The 20293-nt window shown below is 69.9% G+C and carries 17 protein-coding genes and 2 tRNA genes; 16 read left to right on the top strand and 3 right to left on the bottom strand.

Features of this window, described 5'->3' with window-relative positions:
* The first annotated feature begins 77 nt into the window (after window positions 1-77).
* The 8 genes from ABZ532_RS04585 (at window position 78) to ABZ532_RS04550 (ending at window position 10406) form a co-directional block, all read left to right on the top strand.
* The gene (locus ABZ532_RS04585) at window positions 78-1577 is read left to right on the top strand and encodes a bifunctional cytidylyltransferase/SDR family oxidoreductase (protein ID WP_361279566.1); all 1500 of its coding nucleotides are present in this window, start codon (window positions 78-80) and stop codon (window positions 1575-1577) included.
* A gap of 162 nt (window positions 1578-1739) precedes the next feature.
* Complete coding sequence (locus tag ABZ532_RS04580) at window positions 1740-3902, top strand: hypothetical protein (RefSeq protein WP_361279565.1); 2163 nt, start codon at window positions 1740-1742, stop codon at window positions 3900-3902.
* Between the two features lie 109 nt (window positions 3903-4011).
* Window positions 4012-5289: a glycosyltransferase family 2 protein gene (locus tag ABZ532_RS04575; RefSeq protein WP_361279564.1), complete on the top strand. Its 1278-nt coding sequence runs from the start codon at window positions 4012-4014 to the stop codon at window positions 5287-5289.
* Window positions 5290-5387: 98 nt separating this feature from the next.
* Window positions 5388-6494: a glutamate 5-kinase gene (proB, locus tag ABZ532_RS04570; protein WP_361279563.1), complete on the top strand. Its 1107-nt coding sequence runs from the start codon at window positions 5388-5390 to the stop codon at window positions 6492-6494.
* Between the two features lie 192 nt (window positions 6495-6686).
* The gene (locus ABZ532_RS04565; protein ID WP_361279562.1) at window positions 6687-7190 is read left to right on the top strand and encodes a hypothetical protein; all 504 of its coding nucleotides are present in this window, start codon (window positions 6687-6689) and stop codon (window positions 7188-7190) included.
* Window positions 7191-7277: 87 nt separating this feature from the next.
* Entirely contained in the window at window positions 7278-8561 is a 1284-nt protein-coding gene (locus ABZ532_RS04560; RefSeq protein ID WP_361279561.1) for a glutamate-5-semialdehyde dehydrogenase, read from the top strand.
* A gap of 66 nt (window positions 8562-8627) precedes the next feature.
* On the top strand, window positions 8628-9209 hold the full coding sequence (locus ABZ532_RS04555; RefSeq protein WP_361279560.1) for a hypothetical protein: 582 nt from the start codon (window positions 8628-8630) through the stop codon (window positions 9207-9209).
* A 102-nt stretch (window positions 9210-9311) separates the two neighbouring features.
* The gene (locus tag ABZ532_RS04550; protein ID WP_361279559.1) at window positions 9312-10406 is read left to right on the top strand and encodes a hypothetical protein; all 1095 of its coding nucleotides are present in this window, start codon (window positions 9312-9314) and stop codon (window positions 10404-10406) included.
* A gap of 19 nt (window positions 10407-10425) precedes the next feature.
* Here ABZ532_RS04550 and ABZ532_RS04545 read toward each other — a convergent pair whose 3' ends face one another.
* Window positions 10426-11499 (bottom strand): M48 family metallopeptidase, encoded by a 1074-nt coding sequence (locus ABZ532_RS04545; protein WP_361279558.1) that lies wholly within the window; start codon window positions 11497-11499, stop codon window positions 10426-10428.
* Window positions 11500-11716: 217 nt separating this feature from the next.
* On the opposite strand from ABZ532_RS04545, the gene ABZ532_RS04540 reads away from it, so the two are divergent.
* The 8 genes from ABZ532_RS04540 (at window position 11717) to ABZ532_RS04505 (ending at window position 16552) form a co-directional block, all read left to right on the top strand.
* Window positions 11717-11878, top strand: a complete 162-nt coding sequence (locus tag ABZ532_RS04540) for a hypothetical protein (protein WP_361279557.1) — start codon at window positions 11717-11719, stop codon at window positions 11876-11878.
* A gap of 38 nt (window positions 11879-11916) precedes the next feature.
* A complete protein-coding gene (gene nadD, locus ABZ532_RS04535) occupies window positions 11917-12540 on the top strand; it encodes a nicotinate-nucleotide adenylyltransferase (RefSeq protein WP_361279556.1) in 624 nt (207 codons plus the stop codon).
* Between the two features lie 19 nt (window positions 12541-12559).
* Window positions 12560-14317 (top strand): LCP family protein, encoded by a 1758-nt coding sequence (locus ABZ532_RS04530; RefSeq protein ID WP_361279555.1) that lies wholly within the window; start codon window positions 12560-12562, stop codon window positions 14315-14317.
* Window positions 14318-14454: 137 nt separating this feature from the next.
* Window positions 14455-14895 carry a ribosome silencing factor gene (gene rsfS / locus ABZ532_RS04525; RefSeq protein WP_361279758.1) on the top strand — a complete coding sequence of 147 codons (441 nt, stop codon included), beginning with the start codon at window positions 14455-14457 and terminating at the stop codon, window positions 14893-14895.
* Window positions 14892-15551: a histidine phosphatase family protein gene (locus ABZ532_RS04520; protein ID WP_361279756.1), complete on the top strand. Its 660-nt coding sequence runs from the start codon at window positions 14892-14894 to the stop codon at window positions 15549-15551. The genes rsfS and ABZ532_RS04520 overlap by 4 nt, the downstream gene beginning before the upstream one ends.
* Before the next feature lie 106 nt (window positions 15552-15657).
* Window positions 15658-15730 (top strand) — tRNA-Ala (locus ABZ532_RS04515).
* Between the two features lie 344 nt (window positions 15731-16074).
* Window positions 16075-16308 carry a hypothetical protein gene (locus ABZ532_RS04510; RefSeq protein WP_361279755.1) on the top strand — a complete coding sequence of 78 codons (234 nt, stop codon included), beginning with the start codon at window positions 16075-16077 and terminating at the stop codon, window positions 16306-16308.
* A gap of 171 nt (window positions 16309-16479) precedes the next feature.
* Window positions 16480-16552, top strand: a tRNA-Ala gene (locus tag ABZ532_RS04505).
* Between the two features lie 66 nt (window positions 16553-16618).
* Here ABZ532_RS04505 and ABZ532_RS04500 read toward each other — a convergent pair.
* Window positions 16619-18214: an NADH-ubiquinone oxidoreductase-F iron-sulfur binding region domain-containing protein gene (locus ABZ532_RS04500; RefSeq protein WP_361279554.1), complete on the bottom strand. Its 1596-nt coding sequence runs from the start codon at window positions 18212-18214 to the stop codon at window positions 16619-16621.
* Window positions 18211-19956: a hypothetical protein gene (locus ABZ532_RS04495; RefSeq protein WP_361279553.1), complete on the bottom strand. Its 1746-nt coding sequence runs from the start codon at window positions 19954-19956 to the stop codon at window positions 18211-18213. Before ABZ532_RS04495 ends, ABZ532_RS04500 begins: the two co-directional genes overlap by 4 nt.
* Window positions 19957-20293 lie beyond the last annotated feature (337 nt).

Raw genomic sequence — 20293 nt, 5'->3', positions numbered from 1 at the left:
GTGCGCGCCTTGCGGGACCGTCACGCAGAGTGCGACCATCACACCGTCCCCCCATCAACGCAAGGTAGAGGTCGTCTGTGTCCGTGCCGCATGAAGCCAAGACCCGCACCACAGCTGTCGTGCTGGCCGGAGGTACCGGTCAGCGGGTGGGGCTCGCGATCCCGAAGCAGTTGCTGAAGATCGCGGGCAAGGCAGTCATCGAGCACACCCTCACGATCTTCGAGCAGGCAGAGGCCATCGACGATGTGATCGTGCTGATGGCGCCGGGTTTTGTGCCCGACGTCGAGAAGATCGTCGCCAAGGCGGGACTCACCAAGGTCAGCAAGATCATCGAGGGTGGCGCCACCCGCAACGAGACCACCGAGCGGGCCATCACCGCCCTCGGGGAGGGCCTTGCGGAGGGTGAGGACGCCAACGTCCTCTTCCATGACGCGGTGCGTCCGCTTCTGTCACAGCGAGTGATCGCGGACTGCGTGCAGGCCCTCGACCGCTACCAGGCCGTCGACGTCGCCATCCCCTCCGCGGACACGATCATCGTGACCCGCACCCACGGCGAGGACGGCGAATTCATCACCGACGTCCCGGACCGCTCACGGCTGCGCCGCGGCCAGACCCCGCAGGCCTTCAAGCTCTCCACGATCCGCAGGGCCTACGAGATCGCCGCGAGCGACCCCAACTTCCAGGCCACGGACGACTGCACCGTCGTGCTCAAGTACCTGCCCGACGTGCCGATCTACGTCGTCGCGGGTGACGAGTACAACATGAAGGTGACCCAGCCGGTCGACGTCTTCATCGCCGACAAGCTCTTCCAGCTCGCCTCGACCGCCGCCCCGCGCCAGGCCGACGAGGCCGCGTACCGCGAGCTGCTGGAGGGCAAGACCCTGGTCGTCTTCGGCGGCTCGTACGGCATCGGCGCCGACATCGCCGCGATCGCCGAGCGCTACGGCGCCAACGTCTACGCACTCGGCCGCTCCACCACCGGCACCCATGTCGAGAACCCGGAGCACGTGGACGACGCGCTGTCCCGCGCCTACGCCGAGAGCGGCCGGGTCGACTACGTCATCAACACCGCGGGCGTCCTGCGCATCGGGAAGCTCGCCGAGACCGACAACGCGACCATTCAGGAAGCGCTGAACGTCAATTACCTGGCACCCGTCCAGATTGCGCGTGCATCGTACAAGTATCTGGTGGAGACCAAAGGGCAGCTGCTTCTCTACACCTCCTCCAGCTACACCCGGGGCCGGGCCGAATACAGCCTTTACTCGTCCACGAAGGCCGCCATGGTGAATCTCACCCAGGCGCTCGCCGACGAATGGGCGGCCGACGGAATCCGTGTGAATTGCGTCAACCCCGAGCGCACCGCGACGCCCATGCGCACCAAGGCGTTCGGTCGGGAACCGGACGGCTCGCTGCTGTCCTCCGAGGCAGTGGCCCGGACCTCGCTGGACGTGCTGCTCTCCGAGATGACCGGCCATGTCATCGACGTGCGGCAGCAGGACCCGACCCGCGAGGCCAGCGAGGCGAGCGGGTTCGAGCAGGCCCTGGCGTCCGTGCTCGACCGACAGGAAGATGTGTAATAATCCACCGCTATCGCCGCTAAGATCGTTAATCGCTCATCGGGCCTCTGAATTTGCCACGGCTTAGCGCTCAGGCGATGCAGAGGCCTGATTGCGTGAAGCACTGCCTTCACAAATTCCTGCGATTGTGAAACAACCGGCAGCTTTGGAGGCAGGTTCTTCGTGATTTCGACCGCCATTCGTCTGGCACGTGTAGGCAGCCGATCAGAGCTGGCCGCGGCAGTGCTCATGCCGCTCGGCTATCTCTGTGTGCTGAGCGCCGCGCTCATCCCGAACCTCTGGATGTTCGCGGTGTCCGCCGCCGTGACATACGCGGCCGACTGGTATCTGCACCAGCGCGGCAGCTATCTGGTCAACCGGCTGAACAAGGTCAGGGCCGGTCTGCCGATCCGCTTCCTGCTCCGCCAGCTGCTGCTGATCCTGCTGCTCGCCCGCGAGGGCCTCGCCGAGCAGCCGCTGTTCTACGCCGCGGTCGCCTGCTTCCTGCTCTTCTACGGCCTCCAGGCCCCGCAGGGTGCCCTGGCCACCCTGATCCGGCTGCGCAGGACGATGCCGGTCGTCACGCGCAACGTCGACCTCCACGCCGTTCGCATCCCCGACGCCCCGCCGCGCGCCCTGCTGCGCCGCTCCGGCGAGAAGATGCTGCACCTCGACATCCCCGCCATGGCCGGCGTGATCATCGCCGCCGCCACCGGAAGCTACCTCGTCGGATACATCGGCGTCGCGATCACCATCGGGCTCGGCCTGCTCTACACCGCCGCCCTCGTGCCCTTCCTGCGCCGCGGTCGCCGGGTGCCGTCCGCCCCCGCCGTGCTCAAGGCCGTACAGAAGTGGCTGGGCGAGTACCAGCCCACCGTCGCGCTGTACTTCTCCGGCTCGGACGAGTCCGCCTACCAGGTCAACATGTGGCTGGAGACCATGGAGCAGCTCGAGGGGCGGCCGCTCATCATCATGCGTGAGCGGGGCCTCGTCAGGAAGCTCAACGAGACCTCCGTGCCCGTGCTGTGCATCCCGGGCGGACAGCACCTCATGGCGATGAACCTGGACACGATCCGCGTCACGCTCTACCCGGCCAACGTCGGCAAGAACATCCACATGCTGCGGGTGCCGACCATGAAGCACGTGTTCATCGGTCACGGCGACAGCGACAAGCTCGCCAGCGTCAACCCGTACTCCAAGGTGTACGACGAGGTGTGGACCGCCGGGCGGGCGGGTCGTGACCGCTACGCCCTCGCCGACGTCGGCGTCCGCGACGAGGACATCGTCGAGGTGGGCCGCCCTCAGCTCGCGCCCATCGAGACCGGCGCCAAGGGCACCAGGAACCTCATCCCCACCATCCTGTACGCCCCCACCTGGGAGGGCTGGGACAACAACCCCGGCAACACCTCCCTGCTGCTCGCGGGCGAGAACATCGTCCGCAGGCTGCTGGAGGCCGAGCGGCCCGTGCGCCTCATCTACAAGCCGCACCCCTTCACCGGCATCCGCAACAAGAAGGCCCTGGCCGTCCACCAGCGGATCACGGCGATGGTGAAGAGCGCCGCGGCCGAACGCGCCACCGACCCCCGCTGGGCCGAGGAGGCCGCCGCCGCGCAGCCGGCACAGACCGCCGCGCGCGCCGAGCTGACCCGTATCGAAGCCCGCCTCGCCGAGCTCGCCAAGCCCGGCCGCGCGGGCGGCGACGAGGCCGAGGTGTCGCGGGTCTCCCTCGCCGACCCCCAGCGCCTGGCCGAGACCAAGAGGCTGCGGGAGCAGTGGAACGACGCCTACTGGCGTACCACCGGCTGGTGGGAGCACCTGGTCGTGACCGGCTCCGAGCCCAAGCTGTACGACTGCTTCAACGAGTCCGACGGCATGGTCTCCGACATCTCCAGCGTCGTCTCCGACTTCATCGCGAGCGGCAAGCCGTACGCGGTGACGGACTCCGCCGAGCTGGGCGCCGACGAGTTCAAGCGGCAGAACACCGCCGTACGGGCCGCGGTCATCCTCTCCAACAGCGCCGCGGAGCTCGACCAGCTGCTGGCCGCCGTGTCCGATCCGGCCGCCGACCCGCTGGCCGATGCCAGGGCCGAGCTGAAGAAGTACCTGCTCGGACCGGACGAGCCCACCTCCATCGAGCAGTTCAACGCCGCAGTCCAGGCACTCACGGCCAAGGCCGAGGCACGCAACACCGGTGTGGCGCAGCGCATCGGCACCCAGGCCATCGGCGAGCTCGACCGGGAATCCGACGCCGAGAGCGGCACGGAGAACGGTGCGGCGGCAGCCGGCGCCGAGGACAAGGCCAAGGAGAACGACGGCGCGGAGGCCACCAGCTCCCTCGCCGGCTGACCACCGCGACAGGCGCACGGCCCGTGAGCCCGCCCCCGACCGGGGCGGACTCACGGGCCGTTCCGCGTGCCGACCCGCCCCGGGGCCGGGGGCTGGGCACGATGGGCTGATGGCCGACAGCTGTGCCGAGCCCGCCCCGGGGAGCGCGCGTGTCCCGTGTCCCGATGTCAGCGTGATCATCGGCGCCTATGAGGCGATGCCCTATCTCGTGAAGTGCCTCGATTCCGTCGAGGCCCAGTCGCTGGCACCGGAGCGGATGGAGATCGTCGCCGTGGACGACGGCTCGACCGACGGCACGGGGGCGTACCTCGATCAGTTCGCCGCCCGGACACCGGTGCCCATGAGAGTGGTGCACCAGCCCAACTCCGGTGCCCCCGGCGGTCCGCGCAACGTCGGCCTGGCCATGGCCCGCGGGCGGTACGTCTTCTTCCTCGACGCAGACGACCACCTGGGGGGCGAGGCGCTCCAGGCCCTGGTCGCGATGGCCGACCGGGCCGGCACCGATGTCGTCCTCGGCAAGGTCGTCGGGGTCAACCGAGGTGTCGCCACGTCGATGTGGACCCGGACCATGGAGCGGGCCGACCTCTACACCTCCAACATCAAGTACGCGCTGAGCGCGCAGAAGCTGTTCCGGCGCGAACTGCTCGCCCGGCACGGCATCACGTTCGATGAGTCCCTGCGCACCGGCGAGGACGCGCTGTTCACGATGGAGGCGTATCTGCGGGCCTCGGGAATCTCCGTCGTCGCCGACCGCGTCTGCTACTACCTCGTCGGCCGCGACGACGGCAAACACCTCACCAAGACCGGTGGCTACGCGACCCGCTTCGACTCGGCCCGCGCCCTGATGGGGCTGATCGCCGGGCACCTGCCGCCCGGCACCCGACGCGACCAGCTGATGGTCAGGCCCTTCACGGTCACCCTGCTGCCGCAGTTCGGCCCCGTCGTCCTGCGGCAGCCCGAGGAGTATCTGCGGCACAAGCTGGAGCTCGCGGCCCCGCTGATGGCCGCCTACTGGACACCAGGCGTCGCGCGCCGGCTCAGGGTCGAGCAGCGGCTGCGGCTCACCTGCGTGGCCCTCGGCCGTCCCGGCCCGCTCAGGGACGTCCTGGACTTCTGCCAGCAGGGACGGCTGCCCGATCTGGTGCACCGCCGTGGCCGCGCCTACCTCGCGTATCCCCACTTCGACGCCGCGGAGGCGGCATCGGACATCCCGCTGTCGGCCTATGAGATCACGGTCACCGAACAGATCGGCGAGCGGCGGATCGGGCCGCGACTGCCACTGCTCAGAGGGACGGCACGCAGGGCGCGCCGTCTCGTAGGCCGGGTGGCTGACCGGGTGGCCGGCTCCGCCGGGGTCGGCGGGCGGTTCGTCCAGCGGCTGAAATGAGTGAGCACCAAGCTCGCCCGCTGGATTAGATTCGCCTTGTGACAGGTGCAAGGCAGTCAGGGGCGGCAGGGGCAGTGGCAAGGGAACACCGGAAACTCGTGGCTGACGCCCGCAGGATCGTCGTCAAGGTCGGCTCGTCCTCGCTCACCACCGCCGCGGGCGGCCTCGACGCGGACCGTGTGGACGCACTCGTCGACGTACTCGCCAAGGTCCGCAGCGGCGGGGAGAAGGAGATCGTGCTGGTCTCCAGCGGCGCCATCGCGGCCGGACTCGCCCCGCTCGGACTCGCCCGGCGCCCCAAGGACCTCGCCCGCCAGCAGGCCGCCGCCAGCGTCGGCCAGGGCCTGCTCGTCGCCCGCTACACCGCCTCCTTCGCCCGCTACGGCGTACGCGTCGGGCAGGTGCTCCTCACCACCGACGACACCAGCCGGCGCGCCCACTACCGCAACGCCTACCGCACCCTCGACCAGCTCCTCGCCATGGGCGCGGTCCCGGTCGTCAACGAGAACGACACCGTCGCCACGGACGAGATCCGCTTCGGCGACAACGACCGGCTCGCCGCCCTGGTGGCCCATCTCGTACGCGCCGATCTGCTGGTGCTGCTCTCCGATGTGGACGGGCTCTACGACGGTGACCCGAGCAAGCCCGGAACCTCCAGGATCGAGGAGGTCAAGGGCCCCGCCGACCTGGAGGGCATCTCGATCGGCTCGGCGGGCAAGGCGGGCGTCGGCACCGGGGGAATGGTCACCAAGGTCGAGGCCGCCAGGATCGCCGCGGCCGCGGGTGTCCCCGTGGTCCTCACCTCCGCGAGCCGGGCCGCGGACGCCCTCGCCGGGCGGGACACGGGCACCTACTTCCGGCGCACCGGGCGCCGCAGCGCCGACCGCCTGCTGTGGCTGGCCCATGCGTCGACCCCGCAGGGCTCGCTGACGCTGGACGCCGGGGCCGTGCGGGCGGTTGTCGAGGGCAGGAAGTCACTGCTGCCAGCCGGAATCGCCGCGGTCGATGGCGAGTTCAGCGCGGGCGACCCGGTGGAGTTGCGCGATGCCGGGGGCAGGCCGGTGGCCCGCGGGCTCGTCAACTTCGACGCCAAGGAGATCCCGAAGCTCATCGGCCGCTCCACGCGCGAGCTCGCCAAGGAGCTGGGTCCGGGTTACGAACGCGAGGTCGTGCACCGGGACGATCTCGTCGTCCTGACCCACTGAACCCTCCCGTGTCGCCATGAAACGGGCTCCGAAACGGCTGAAAGTCCCGCCTTCAGGTGAGGACGTTCAGCAAAACCGCCCCACGTGTGCCCCGGGACTGGTCAACTTTGTCGGGGGAACTTTGTCAGAGGGACATCCGTCATGGGGCAGGACGGGGTCCGGGCACGGCAACGGATCAACAGGAGGCCGTCGGTGAGACGAGCGCGCCCAGGGGCGGTGCCCCGGGGGACAGGAGGCAGCGCAACCGCACGCGCCCGCAGGCCCGCGGGGGAGCAGCGCGCCCTCACCAGCGTGGAGGCGGGTGCCGACTTCAAGGAACCCGGCGCCGCGGAGGTGGCCGAGGGTGATGCGGCGATGTCCAGGCTCTGGCACATCACCTTGTGCGTCTCGGGCGCGGAGACCCCGCTCAAAGAGGTCAGACGGGGTCTTGAACAGCTGGCCCACGACCACCCGTTCCTGCTGACCAGCCGCTATGCCAACGACCACGCCGAGATCCGCTACTGGGAAGAGGCCCGTGATCTGCACGACGCCGCCGCGGTGGCGCTGCGGCTGTGGGGCGAACACCGCTCCAGTGCCAAGCTGCCGCCCTGGGAGATCGTCGGCCTGGAAGTCATCGACCGCGAGACCTACCACCAGCGCATCGCGGAGGGCTATGGCCTGCCGCCCGCGGCCCCTGTCGGTGTCCATCCTTACTGAGGTCCGTGCGCCGGGCCGCGCGATGGTCCGTCTCGCAGTGCGGGATACGGTGCCGGATGTCCGGGGCGGGCGCATTACCCTGCGGGCATGACCTCGCTCTCCCCGTACGACGACATGTCCCCGGTCACCCAGGCCGCCTACCGGGCTCGCGCTGCCGCCGCCGAGATCGCGCCACTTCCGCGGGCGGTCAAGGACGACGCCCTGCTGGCGGTCGCCGACGCCCTCGAGGTGCGTACGGCCGAGATCGTCGCGGCGAACGCCGAGGACATCACCCGGGCCCGCGAGGCCGGAACCAGCGAGGCGATCATCGACCGGCTTACCCTCACGCCGGAGCGGGTCCGCGCCATCGCCGCGGACGTCCGCGATGTCGCCGCCCTGCCCGACCCCGTCGGCGAGGTCGTACGCGGCTCCACGCTGCCCAACGGCATCGATCTGCGCCAGGTCCGCGTCCCCCTCGGCGTCGTCGGCATCATCTACGAGGCCCGTCCCAACGTCACCGTGGACGCCGCGGCCCTCTGCCTGAAGTCCGGGAACGCGGTGCTGCTGCGCGGCTCCTCCTCCGCCTACGCCTCCAACGCCGCGCTGGTGCGGGTGCTGCGCGATGCCGTCGGCGGCGCCGGGCTGCCCGCCGACGCGGTCCAGCTCGTGCCGGGCGAGAGCCGCGACTCCGTCCGTGAGCTGATGCGGGCCCGCGGCCTGGTCGACGTGCTCATCCCGCGCGGTGGCGCCTCCCTCATCAAGACCGTCGTGGAGGAATCCACGGTGCCGGTCATCGAGACCGGCACCGGCAACTGCCATGTCTACGTCGACGCCCAGGCGGACCTCGACATGGCCGTGGGCATCCTGATCAACTCCAAGGCGCAGCGGGTCAGCGTCTGCAACTCCGCCGAGACCGTCCTGGTGCACCAGGACATCGCCGCCGAGTTCCTCCCCCGCGCCCTGGACGCCCTCGCCGAAGCCGGGGTCACCGTCCACGCCGACGAGCGGACGCTGGCCTACGCCGAGGGCACCAAGGCCACCGTCGTGCCCGCGACGCTGGAGGACTGGGAGACCGAATATCTCTCCTACGACATCGCCGCCGCGGTGGTCGACTCCCTCGACAAGGCCGTCGAGCACATCCGGCTGTGGTCCTCCGGCCACACCGAGGCCATCGTCACCACCTCCCAGGCCGCGGCCCGCAGATTCACCCAGTTGGTCGACTCCACCACCGTGGCTGTGAACGCGTCCACCCGCTTCACGGACGGCGGCCAGTTCGGCTTCGGCGCCGAGATCGGCATCTCCACGCAGAAGCTGCACGCCCGGGGTCCGATGGGGCTTCCCGAGCTCACCTCGACGAAGTACATCGTCACCGGCGACGGTCACATCAGGTGACGAGGGAGTGCGGGCAGTTCCCCGCACTCCCTGCCCAAAATCCCCGGCCCGGTCTACCCTGAAGACGTGCCGGACGACGTGGGGGGCAGGCCGTTTCCGGACGGCTGGGAGCCCGACGACGACCGCGGAGGCGCGGATGAGCACTTCGCCTCCGTGGTGTTCGACGAGGACTTCGTCCGGGCCGCCCGCTTCCATGAGCCCTCCGCCGCCGAGCGGCGGATCGCCGCTGCCCAGGCCCGGGCCGAAGCCGAGGCCACCCGGGCGCGCGCGGGCGCCGGGGGCGCCGACGACGAGCTCTACGACGATGGGTACGGCTCGGGCGGTGCGTACGGCCATGAGCGCCTCTACGACGCCTATGGCGCCGACGACCGCGGTCCCTACGACCTGGACCCCTACGGCCCGCACGGCGGCTCTCTGCGCCCCTACCGCGGCTCCGCCCGCTGGCACCGGCCCGTCGCTTGGGTGCTCGCGCTGGTGATGGGGATAGGCATGGTCGCCCTCGCCTTCGCCGCCGTCTACCGGGGCGCCTCGGCCAACCGCCAGGACAGCGTCCCCCCGCCCGCTACGACCGGCGTCGACCAGCCCTCGGCGAACCCGGAACCGGACCGGGTGACATCTCCTGTCCCCGCCGTCCCCCGCCTCCCCTGAGTCCTGACCGTCGGCCCGGGCAGGCGCGGCGGGTGAACGCTTGTCCGAACTTGCCGATCGGCTCCGCGTTTACGTTGGGCCCGCCAGACCTACTCTGAAGGTATGGCAGGGCGTGGAGACCCACCTGAGGGGACACCCGAGGGGCTCCCCGGCGGAGGTGAGGACGAATACGGATCCGTCGTCTTCGACGAATCGTTCGTCCGTGCTGCCCGTCTCCAGGAGTTCTCCGCCCGGGAGCGCATGGGCGACCACGCAAGGGCCGTCCGCAGCCGCCCCGGCTGGCGGGTGTGGACCGGTGCGAAGCAGGCCGTCCTGCTGGTCCTGCTGATAGCCGTGGCCTTCGGCACCGCGATCTACATGGGTGTCCGCCATCCCTACCAGCCGGCGCCCGCGCAGCCCGCCGAAGCGCTGCGGAGCATGGTGATACCCCTGGCCCCGCAGGGCCCCGTGCCCGGCGGTGACCCCGCCCGGCTGTACGCGCGCAGCCCGGCCGCCGAGTACCGCTCCGGAGGCGCCGGAATCACCCTTCCGGCCGCCAGGCCCACCAGGAATTTCTCCGAGAGCCAGGTCATGACCGCGCTGACCATAGCCAAGGACTATCTGGTGGACTCGTCACTCGATCCCGCGGTGCTCAACGGCACCTCGACGCGACCGGTGCGGGCGCTGCTCGATCCGGACCAGATCGAACAGTTCGACCGCTCAGTCGACGCCCCCACCAACGACGGCCGCCACGCGGCGACGGGCTGGCTGGTGCGCTTCGACCCCGCGAAGACCAAGCTCGCCGACCCGGAGATACGGGTCCATGGCACCCTCCGGGTCACCGACGCCGGCCCCAACACGCTCGAGGTGGCCTCCGACCACACCTTCACCTACGCGCTCCAACCCGCGGACACCGCCCCGCGTGTGAACGACGCCTCCCTCTTCACCGTCCGTCGCGAGCTGCACTTCCGCTTCGACCGCGACGATCTGCGTACCCACCGGGCGGAGCTGCTCTCCAGCTACACCCAGGCCGGGCCGATGGCCTGCGCGGCCGACCCCTCTGGTGCCCTGGAGCCCCTGCTGGCGGGCCAGCGGGCGACCGGCACAGGCCCGGCCGGCACCGACCCGTACCAGACCGGACGGACCGCCGCCGCCTTCTGCGGCTCACTCGCCCCGGGCGCCCAGCCTGCCGCGGCGCCCGCTCAGCCCACCACCTGACTTCCCGTACGGCCGGGCTTCAGCCCTTGCCGCCTTCCTCTGACGGTTGGCTCCCGCCGGTGCCGCCCGTACCGGTGAACTTGTCCCGCAGCCGACCGCCCAGATCGCCTGCGCCTCCCGCTATGTCGCCGACCAGCTTCATCAGCGGATCCTTGCTCGTCCGTACCGAATCCGCGTAGTGCGCGGCCGACTCGCGGATGGAGTCCGTGACGGACGTGTCCTTGTCCTCCGCGCGGCGCGGGTAGTGGCCGTCCATGATCCGCTGGTAGTCGCGGCTCTCCGCCCACTTCTTCAGCTCGGCTGCACGCACCGTGGTGAAGGGATGGGAGCGGGGAAGCAGGTTGAGTATCTTCAGCACCGAGTCGCGCAGGTCCCCTCCCGCCTCGTATTCCTCGGCCTGCTCCAGGAAGGCGTCGACATTCATCTCGTGCAGATGATTGCCACCGGCGATCTTCATCAGACCCCGCATCGACGCCTGGATGTCCTGGCCCACGAGCAGACCGGCGCGGTCCGCCGAGAGCTCCGACTTCCGGAACCACTCGCGCAGCGCCGTGACTATCGCCATGATCGCGACGTTGCCGAGCGGTATCCACGCGACCTTGAGCGCCAGATTGGTGAGGAAGAGAAGTATCGTCCGGTACACCGCGTGGCCGGACAGGGCGTGTCCCACCTCATGACCGACGACCGCCCGCATCTCCTCCTCGTCGAGCAGCTCCACCAGACCGGTGGTGACGACGATGATCGGCTCGTCGAGGCCGATGCACATGGCGTTGGGCTTGGGGTCCTGCGTGACGTACATCGGCGGGACCTTCGCCAGGTCCAGGATGTAGCAGGCGTCGCGCAGCATGTCGTTGAGGTGCGCGAACTGGGCGTCGCTGACCCGGACGGAGTCGGAGAGGAAGAGCAGCCGCAGGCTTCTCTCCGGCAGCAGCCCGCTCAGCGCCTTGAAGACGGTGTCGAAGCCGCTGAGCTTGCGCAGCGCGACCAGCGCCGATCGGTCCGCCGGATGCTCGTAGGCCCGGGAGGAGATGTCGGGGAAGCGCTGGCGCTGCCTGCTCGGCACTTTCTCGCTCCCGGAACTGCTGTCGGTCATCGTATGCCCCCTGATCCTCTTACCAGTGCTGGCGGCCCGTCTCCGGCCCGTCCTCCTGACAGACCCCAGATTAGGGGCTGAGGTTGCGGCGCCGCCGGGCCTGTGGACAACCGAGGGCCGAGGCAACGACTGAGTCGGCGTGAGCGCGTCCGCACCCGGCGCATACGATGTGCGCGAAGTCTCCGCTCCGACTCCCGATCGATAGGGCCTGTAGAAGATGAGCCTCGCCAGCACCGCCGCCAACCTGGTCACCCTCGCAGAGGGCGCAGAGCACGGTGGCAACCACGAAAGCCTCAGCCCCTACCTCACCGGCTTCGGCGCGTTCGGTGTCCTGCTGCTTCTGCTGTGGATCACCACCCGCTTCAACCGCGACCGCTGATACGGGGCCGGACGGCCGTGCCAGTAGGCTCTGCACGCATGGGTAAGGGACAGCAGGATCTGCCTACGAGGGGCGGCAAGCGCCGGCTCGGTGTCATGGGCGGGACATTCGACCCGATCCACCACGGCCACCTGGTGGCGGCGAGCGAGGTGGCCGCCCTCTTCCACCTCGACGAGGTCGTGTTCGTGCCGACAGGACAGCCGTGGCAGAAGAGCCACAAGGCGGTATCCCCGGCGGAGGACCGCTATCTGATGACGGTCATCGCCACGGCGTCCAACCCCCAGTTCTCGGTGAGCCGCATCGACATCGACCGCGGCGGTCCGACGTACACCATCGACACCCTGCGGGATCTGCGCTCCCTCAACAGCGATTCGGACCTCTTCTTCATCACCGGCGCCGACGCCCTCGCCCAGATCCTCACCTGGCGGGACGCCGAAGAGCTCTTCTCGCTCGCCCACTTCATCGGCGTCACCCGCCCCGGCCACGATCTGACGGACGACGGACTGCCCAAGGGCGGCGTCTCGCTCGTGGAGGTCCCGGCGCTCGCCATCTCGTCCACCGACTGCCGTGCGAGGGTCGCGAAGGGGGATCCGGTCTGGTACCTGGTGCCGGACGGTGTGGTGCGCTACATCGACAAGCGCGAGCTGTACCGCGGCGAGTGAGACAGGGAGAGGGGCAAGGGTGAACGACCAGCAGAACCCGTACGACCCGTACTACTCGCAGCAGCCGCAGATCATCGGCTACGACGAGTACGGTCAGCCGGTCTATCAGCAGCCCCAGCACTCCCAGCAGCCCCATCGCTACGATCCGTACGGACAGCAGCAGCAGCAGTATCCGGAGCAGGCGCAACAGCAGCCGGGATACGGCTACGACTACGGGTACGGAACCGACTCGTATCCCCAGCAGCAACCCCAGCAGCATGGCTACGACCCCTACGGTCAGCAGGTCGCCCCGCCGCCGAGCACCGCTCCGCAAGCCCCTGAGCCGGGTCCGTCCTATGGCTACGACGACGGCTACGACAGCCATGACGGCCACGTTCGCCACGACGGCTACGACGCCCCCGCCCCGCACCACCGGGAGCCGGACCCCGAAGCGCACCCGGAGCCTGACCGGACCGCCGCCGTACCAGGCCCACGCCGCCCCGCAGACGCCGGCGACGGCGGTTCCGCCGCCGCCGGGCGCGAGTACCGGACCGAGCAGTTCTCGTTCATCGAGGAGCCGGACGAGGACTCCGACGATGTGATCGACTGGCTCAAGTTCACCGAGAGCCGTTCCGAGCGCCGCGAGGAAGCCAAGCGCCGGGGCCGCAACAGGGCCGTGGCCCTCGTCGTCGTCCTGGCCCTCGCGGTCGTCGGCGGAGTCGGATACCTCTGGTCCACCGGCAGACTGCCCGGCACCGGCGGCTCCGGCGGCTCGCAGAACACCGCGTCGGGCCCGCAGAAGCGGGACGTGATCGTGGTCCATCTGCACAACACCAAGAAGGGCGGCACCTCCACCGCCCTGCTCGTCGACAACGAGACCACCAAGCAGGGCACCACCGTCCTGCTTCCGAACTCGCTCGCGGTCGCCAGCGACGAGGGCGTCGGCACCACGCTGGGCAAGTCCGTCGACGAGGACGGCTCCACGGGCACCCGGGAGTCGATCGGCACACTGCTCGGCGCGAGGATCACCGGCACCTGGCGGCTCGACACCCCCTACCTGGAGAATCTCGTCGAGCTCGTCGGCGGCGTCGACCTCACCACGAACACCGAGGTGCCCGGCGCCAAGAAGGGTGAGCAGCCGCTGGTCAAGAAGGGTGAGAGCCAGACTCTCAACGGCAGGATGGCGGTCGGCTACGCCACCTACCGGGGCAGCGGCGAGCCCGAGGCCGCGCAGCTCCAGCGGTTCGGCCAGGTGATGTACGGCGTGCTGCGGAAGCTCTCCAGCGATCCCGAGGCCGCCACGGTGACGATCGAGACCCTCGCGCAGATCCTCGACCCCTCACTGCCCGAGAAGGATCTGGGCGCCTCGCTGGCCAAGCTGTCGGAGTACGCCAAGGGCGGTGACTACAAGACCGCGCTGCTGCCCGTCCAGCAGGACGGGACGCTCAGCGAGGAGGTGAGCGACCGCGTCGTCAAGGACGTCCTGGGCGGCACGGTCAGCGCCCCCGAGCAGGGCGCGGCGGTGCGGGTGGGGGTCCGTAACGCCTCAGGGAACGCCGACGCGACCGAGGCGGCCCGGATCGTCCTCGCCAACGGCGGCTACTCCTTCGTGGACGCGGGCACGGCCGATGCCGTCTCGTCCTCCCAGGTCCTGTACGCGGACGAGGCCCAGAAGTCCAGGGCAGTCGAGGTCGCCAAGACCCTCGGGCTGCCGGAGGAGGCCGTGAAGAAGGGCAAGGCGGCATCGAACGCCGACGTCACGGTGCTGCTCGGTGGCGACTACGAGGTCCCGAAGTAGGCACGGCAGAGCCGCTGGCCGCCGGTCTGCCCCGGGCTTCCGCCCGGGGCAGACCGGGCCCCCGATCAATCACCGCGTGAGCTGTCGGTGGTCCGTGAGACCCTTGAGGGGTCTTGACCACCGACGAAAGCCTGCTTGTGACCGCCACGGACCGCTCCCTGGAGCTTGTCAACGCCGCCGCTCAGGCGGCAGCCGACCGGCTCGCACACGACATCATCGCGTACGACGTCAGTGACGTCCTCTCGATCACCGACGCCTTCCTGCTCGCCTCCGCTCCCAATGACCGCCAGGTCAAGTCGATCGTGGACGAGATCGAGGAGCGGCTCCTCAAGGAGCTCGGCGCCAAGCCGGTGCGCCGCGAGGGCGACCGCGACGCGCGCTGGATCCTCCTCGACTACGTCGACATCGTCGTCCATGTCCAGCACAGCGAGGAGCGCGTCTTCTACGCACTGGAGCGGCTGTGGAAGGACTGCCCCGAGCTGCCGCTGCCCGAGGACGCCCTGAAGACCCGCGGCAAGGCCGAGGAGCACGCCCGTCTCATGGGGGACGGCAGCGGCACGGACGGTGAGCTGAGCTGAGCGCCACCGGCCAGGGCAGAGGCAGGGACCGCCGCATCGTTCTGTGGCGGCACGGCCAGACGGCCTGGAATCTGGAGCGGCGTTTCCAGGGCTCGACGGACATCGAGCTGACGGAGGCCGGCGTCGGTCAGGCCCGTCGGGCCGCCCGGCTTCTCGCCTCCCTCAGGCCCGACGCGATCATCGCGTCGGATTTGAAGCGGGCGGCGGCCACGGCCCGCCACCTCTCCGCCATCACCGGCCATGACGTGACCCTCGACTCGGCGCTGCGAGAGACCTACGCGGGCGTCTGGCAGGGGCTCACCCACGACGAGATCGTGGCCCGGTACGGCGAGGAGTACGCAGCCTGGAAGCGCGGCGAGCCCGTGCGCCGAGGCGGCGGCGAGCTCGAGACCGAGGTCGCCGATCGTGCCGCCCCCGTGGTACTCGAACACGCCGACAAGCTGCCGGACGGTGGCGCGCTGGTCGTGGTGAGCCACGGAGGCACGATCCGGACCACCATCGGCCGGCTGCTGGGCATCGAGGCACACCACTGGGAGAGCCTCGGCGGGCTGTCCAACTGCTGCTGGTCCGTGCTCGGCGAAGGTGCGCGCGGCTGGCGCCTGCTGGAGCACAATGCGGGCACGCTGCCCGAGCCGGTACTCGGCGACGACGACTGAACGGGGTGCGGCGCCCGCCCATGCCCCGGACCGGCCGGATTTCACTTTCCGGCTGGTCACAGGCTAGAGTTCTTCTTGTTCGCAGCGCGGAGCGTGAAGAACACAAGGGGCTATAGCTCAGTTGGTAGAGCGCTTGCATGGCATGCAAGAGGTCAGGAGTTCAATTCTCCTTAGCTCCACAAGTTGGCGCACCGATCCCGTCCTCCTCGTGGAGGGCGGGATTTCGTGTTTCGGCGCTTCAGCCCTCAGTGACCTCAACCTCCTCAGGTCTCCACCACTTCTCGTGCCGCGTGGCAGTGCCATGGCAGAATCGGGACGGCCGGAGGAGACGACGGCCGGAACGGGAGGAAGGGCGATGCCCGGTGGCAGCCTCGAGGAGGGCGATGATCTGCTCGCCCCTGCGGAGGCCCGGTCTCGCCTCAGCTGCCCTTCGTGTGGCTCGTCTCAGGTCGCCCAAGTGCTCGGTGACAACGGAGGTATTTCGTACGTGTGCACCGCTTGCGGCCACAGCTGGAGCTGAATGATGGGTGCACACAGGCGGAAGTGTGACTGGTGTGACAGCGGTACGCCGATCGTCCGGGATATGGACCCCGTCAACCCCGAGTACCAGTACTGGTGCGAAGAGTGCGCGCGGGCACTGATCATAAAGGGCGACCCGATCGAGACATATCGGGAGCTCGAGGGCGAACCGATCTACGGCAGGCTGCTCGATGAGCATTGCGCCCTCAAGCGGTTCTACTCGTTCGCAAGAGCCTGAGGGCGCGTGAAGGGGTCGGGTGGTGGCCCGGAGGCCGTTCGTCAACCGCTCCAAAACGGGCATTTCGGACCAGAAGGCTGGTCGTGGGAAACGATTTGCTGAACCACCGGGGAGACCGTGTAATGTTCTCCGTGTCGCCGCGAGGGAAACCGAAAGGCCGACACACCGCAAGGGGCTATAGCTCAGTTGGTAGAGCGCTTGCATGGCATGCAAGAGGTCAGGAGTTCAATTCTCCTTAGCTCCACAGCAGCTCACTCAGAGCAGACGAAGAGGGCCATCCGATCCGGATGGCCCTCTTTCGTGTCTACCGTCAACCCCGCCCGCTGCCAAGTGCCTTGCGGCCGGAGCCGGAACTGGGCAGCTCCGGGCGCTGCTTCGGGCGCCGCTCCGCGGGTGCCTGCTCAAGGCGGATCGCGAGCGCCGGGCAGCGGCGTACGACGCGCTGGGCGCGGCCCTGCAGATGCGTCGGCACCGCGGCCTCCGCCACCGTGGGGAAGCCGTCGGGACCCATGCGGATCAGCTCGGGCACGATCTCGGCGCACATGCCGTGGCCCTTGCACAGCGTCCAGTCGATGGCGAGCTTCTCACCGCTCGGGATCGACTCCTCCGCCTCCTCGTAGCCGGGCAGCGGCAGCGGCAGCACGCCGGTCGTCTCACGGCCGCAGCCACCGTGCAGAACGTGCGCCGCCAGATCGTCCGTGAACGCCGACAGGGTCGACGCGAAGAAGCGCGCGGAGCCGTCCGGGTGCTTGCACGCCCCGCGGCCCTTCACTGCCTGTGTGACCTCCCTCAGCGCCTCCAGTGCGGCAGGTCCGCCGCCGTTGATGACGTCGGACAGCCCGCCGGCCGCCGCGGGCAGGCCGAGCTTGCAGGGGCCGCACTGGCCGGCCGTCTCGGCCGCGAGCCAGTTGGCCACGCGCTGTGCCTCGCCGAGCGGGCAGGTCTCGGGACCGATGGGCAGGATCGCGCCCGCGCCGAGCGCGCCGCCCACATTGGCCAGTGACTCCCGCGAGATCACCGCGTCATGCGTGGCGGCGGCGTCGATCCAGTTGCCGTGGTAGCCGCCTGTCAGCACACCCTGGGGGACCGGCGGAGCGCCCGCGAGCTGGAGCACGTAGCGCAGTGGCACACCGGTCGGCACCTCAAGGACCATGGGGCGTGCGACGGCCCCGGACACCGTCAGCATCACCGTGCCCGGCTCGCTCTCCAGGCCCGCGTGGCAGTACCGCCGGGCACCGACCCGGGCGGCCACGGCAAGCTGGGCGAAGGTCTCGGCGTTCGACAAAAGCGTCGGCGCGCCGCCGACACCGGACTCGGCGGCGCGCTCACGGCGGCCCGGGGGCAGTGCGGGGCCGCCGTTGATCGCCCGGATGATCGCCGAAGCCTCGCCGGAGACCATGCGTTCGGGGTTGCGCTGCACCCGGGCCCGCAGCTGCTGACCGCGCCGGTCGGACAGCCCCCGCTCGGCGAGGGCGGCGCGCATCGAGACCTCGGTCGAGTTGCGGGTCACCGCGACGACCAGGGTGCGGGCGCCCAGCGCCTCGGCGGCGAGCAGCGCGCCGTCCAGGATGAGGTGGGGCGCCCGGTTGACCATCACCGTGTCCTTGCGGCACGCAGGCTCGTCTTCACTGGCGTTGATCACCACGACGGGGCGTACACCGCGCCGGATGGCTGCCTTGGCCACGGCCCGAAGCTTCTGGTGAAACGGGAACCCCGCGCCGCCTCGGCCGCGCAGGGATATGTTCTCGGCCAGCTGAGCCAGCCGCTCCCCGGTCATGGGCTCGAGCGGACCGTGCACCTTCAGGTGCATCTGGAGGTCGAGGCGCTCGACCAGGTCGAAGCCCTGCGTCAGTTGGGGGAGGCCGACGACGCGGACTTCGGGGACATCGGGGAGAGGGGCGTTCACGGTCGTTCTCCTGCGGGTGTGTTCCAGGGCTCCCCGGCAGTGGGCGGGTACAGCGGGCCGGGGGCTTGTTGCGTGTCGTCCAGCGACGGGCGGGGCGCGGCCGGGTCGGCGTAGCCGCCGCCCACGCCCCCGTACGCGGATGCGGCGCTGTAGGGGTCGGCGTACTGCGGCGTGGCGCCCGTCTCGTACACCGGGTTGTTTCCGGTGTCGTACGCCGGTGTGCCGCCGCTTCCGTAGGCCGGGATGTTTCCGGTGTCGTAGGCGGGGACGGAGCCGGTGTCGTAGGCAGGCATGGAGCCGGTGTTGTACGCCGGTATGGAGCCGGTGTCATACGTCGGCACCGAGCCTGCTCCAGCCCCGGTCCCGTATGCCGGTACGGAGCCCGTCCCCGTGTCGTATGCGGGTATCGAGCCGGTGTCGTACGGAGCGGCGGCCGTGGTCTCGTAGCGGGTGGCGGCGGACGGCGGGGGGAAGGCCTGTCCGGGCGGCGGCGGGGAGGGTGTCGGCCACGACTCGGGACGGGGACCGGACTCGTCGACGATCGGGAGTTCCTCGGTCATCGGGACGCGCTGGGCGAAAGGGACATCGCCGGACGGCGCCGCCTCAGAGGCGCCCGAGGTGCGGGCGGGTCCTTCAGCGGCGAGGGACACGGCGCGGTAGGCGGCGGAGATTCCCGTGCCGGGGCCGTCCCCGGCGAGCGAGCCGCGGGACGACGCGCCACTGCCCAGGAGGGACTCAGCGGCCGTGTCGGGTCCGGCGGATGCGAAGGCCGTCGCCGATGGCGCCGCTTCGTACAGCGCGGGGGAGGGGGCGGGGATGCGCGGGGTGTCTCCCCGCGGCGGGGCGAGCGGCTGACCGAGGGACGCGGTGAGCGGGGATCCCAGGGCCTGAGCGCCGGATCGTCCCAGGGCCTCGTCCATGCCCTCCGGGCGCCGGCGGGGGAACTCGCGCTCGAACTCGGTCCCCGACGCGCTCCCTGAGCCCGGAAGAGGAGAGGTGGAGAGGTCGCGCCGGGACGTCTCGGGGGCTTCGGCCGCGGGGCGGTCGCCTCCCATCAGGAGCATGAGGCGCTCCGCCACTTGGCGCTGCGCCTGACGCGGCAGCAGCCGCAGGGCGACGACTCCGGTGACGCCGGCGAGTGCCAGGCAGTACATCGTGGTCACCCAGGTGGCCGCGGGGCGACCCGCGTAGAGACCGTGCACGAGTGCGAAACACCAGGCGGGGTAGGCCAGCATGTGCAGGGCCCGCCAGCGCGCTGCAAGCTGGACATTTCCGGCGAGTGCGCTGCGTGCGGCACCTGTGGACGCGGCGACGATCATCAGCAGACCGGCGAGCGAACCGAATCCGATGAGGGCGGACGTACCTGTGACACCGAGGCCGAACGGTATGAGCGCGCCGATCAGCGCGACGTGGCCGAGCGAGACCTTGACCGCGACGTGCAGCAGCAGGAAGCCGAGCGAGGCGGTCGCGGTGCCGCGGTGGAACCCCTGGGCGAGCAGCCGCTGGCGTGTGTTGAGGAGCAGCCGGTCGGTGGCGAGGAGGCCCCACGCGACCGAGGCTGACAGCGATACCAGCGAGAGGACACCGGAGGCGAAGTCCAGGGCGGCGCGGAAGCTGTCGCTGCCGCTGACGGCGATCACGGGGAGGATGACAAGAACGGCCACAATCAGTGCGCCCTGCACCTGGCGGCTGAGTCCCGGGTCCTGACCGGGCGATGAGCGGATCTTGCGACGAGGGTTCATAGGGGCGACTCCGATGGTGCGGGAAAGCGGTCCCGTGGATCGCATGCTAGGTCGAGCCATACCAAGCAGTACGCGCTTTGCTCGTTTAATGGTCAGTCCGACCGGCAACTGACCCTGGGGTTGCCCCGGAACGGGGCGATACGCCGAGTAACCCAAGGCCTGAAATGGCCCGGAAGGCGGTTGGAGCGTGGCCGGAATCACGTTCTCAAATGGCGAGATTGTGCTCACCCCCGGTGTACGGGTGAACGCTGCGTGTTCGTGGGCCGTTGATCCGCTCCCCACATCGAGTACGCACCCTGCGGTACCCTGACGCCATGCGTGCCGTACGCCGTCTGCT

Source organism: Streptomyces sp. NPDC019396 (genome assembly GCF_040632375.1).
In the GTDB taxonomy this organism is placed as follows: domain Bacteria; phylum Actinomycetota; class Actinomycetes; order Streptomycetales; family Streptomycetaceae; genus Streptomyces.
This window is presented reverse-complemented; position numbering and strand designations above follow the sequence as displayed.

What these genes read in the sequence shown, in the direction of transcription:
- ABZ532_RS04575 (WP_361279564.1), top strand. Translation starts at nt 4,012, where the DNA reads ATGGCCGACAGCTGTGCCGAGCCCGCCCCGGGGAGCGCGCGTGTCCCG.
- ABZ532_RS04560 (WP_361279561.1), top strand. Translation starts at nt 7,278, where the DNA reads ATGACCTCGCTCTCCCCGTACGACGACATGTCCCCGGTCACCCAGGCC.
- ABZ532_RS04550 (WP_361279559.1), top strand. Translation starts at nt 9,312, where the DNA reads ATGGCAGGGCGTGGAGACCCACCTGAGGGGACACCCGAGGGGCTCCCC.
- ABZ532_RS04545 (WP_361279558.1), bottom strand. Translation starts at nt 11,499, where the DNA reads ATGACCGACAGCAGTTCCGGGAGCGAGAAAGTGCCGAGCAGGCAGCGC.
- ABZ532_RS04540 (WP_361279557.1), top strand. Translation starts at nt 11,717, where the DNA reads ATGAGCCTCGCCAGCACCGCCGCCAACCTGGTCACCCTCGCAGAGGGC.
- nadD (WP_361279556.1), top strand. Translation starts at nt 11,917, where the DNA reads ATGGGTAAGGGACAGCAGGATCTGCCTACGAGGGGCGGCAAGCGCCGG.
- ABZ532_RS04510 (WP_361279755.1), top strand. Translation starts at nt 16,075, where the DNA reads ATGGGTGCACACAGGCGGAAGTGTGACTGGTGTGACAGCGGTACGCCG.
- ABZ532_RS04495 (WP_361279553.1), bottom strand. Translation starts at nt 19,956, where the DNA reads ATGAACCCTCGTCGCAAGATCCGCTCATCGCCCGGTCAGGACCCGGGA.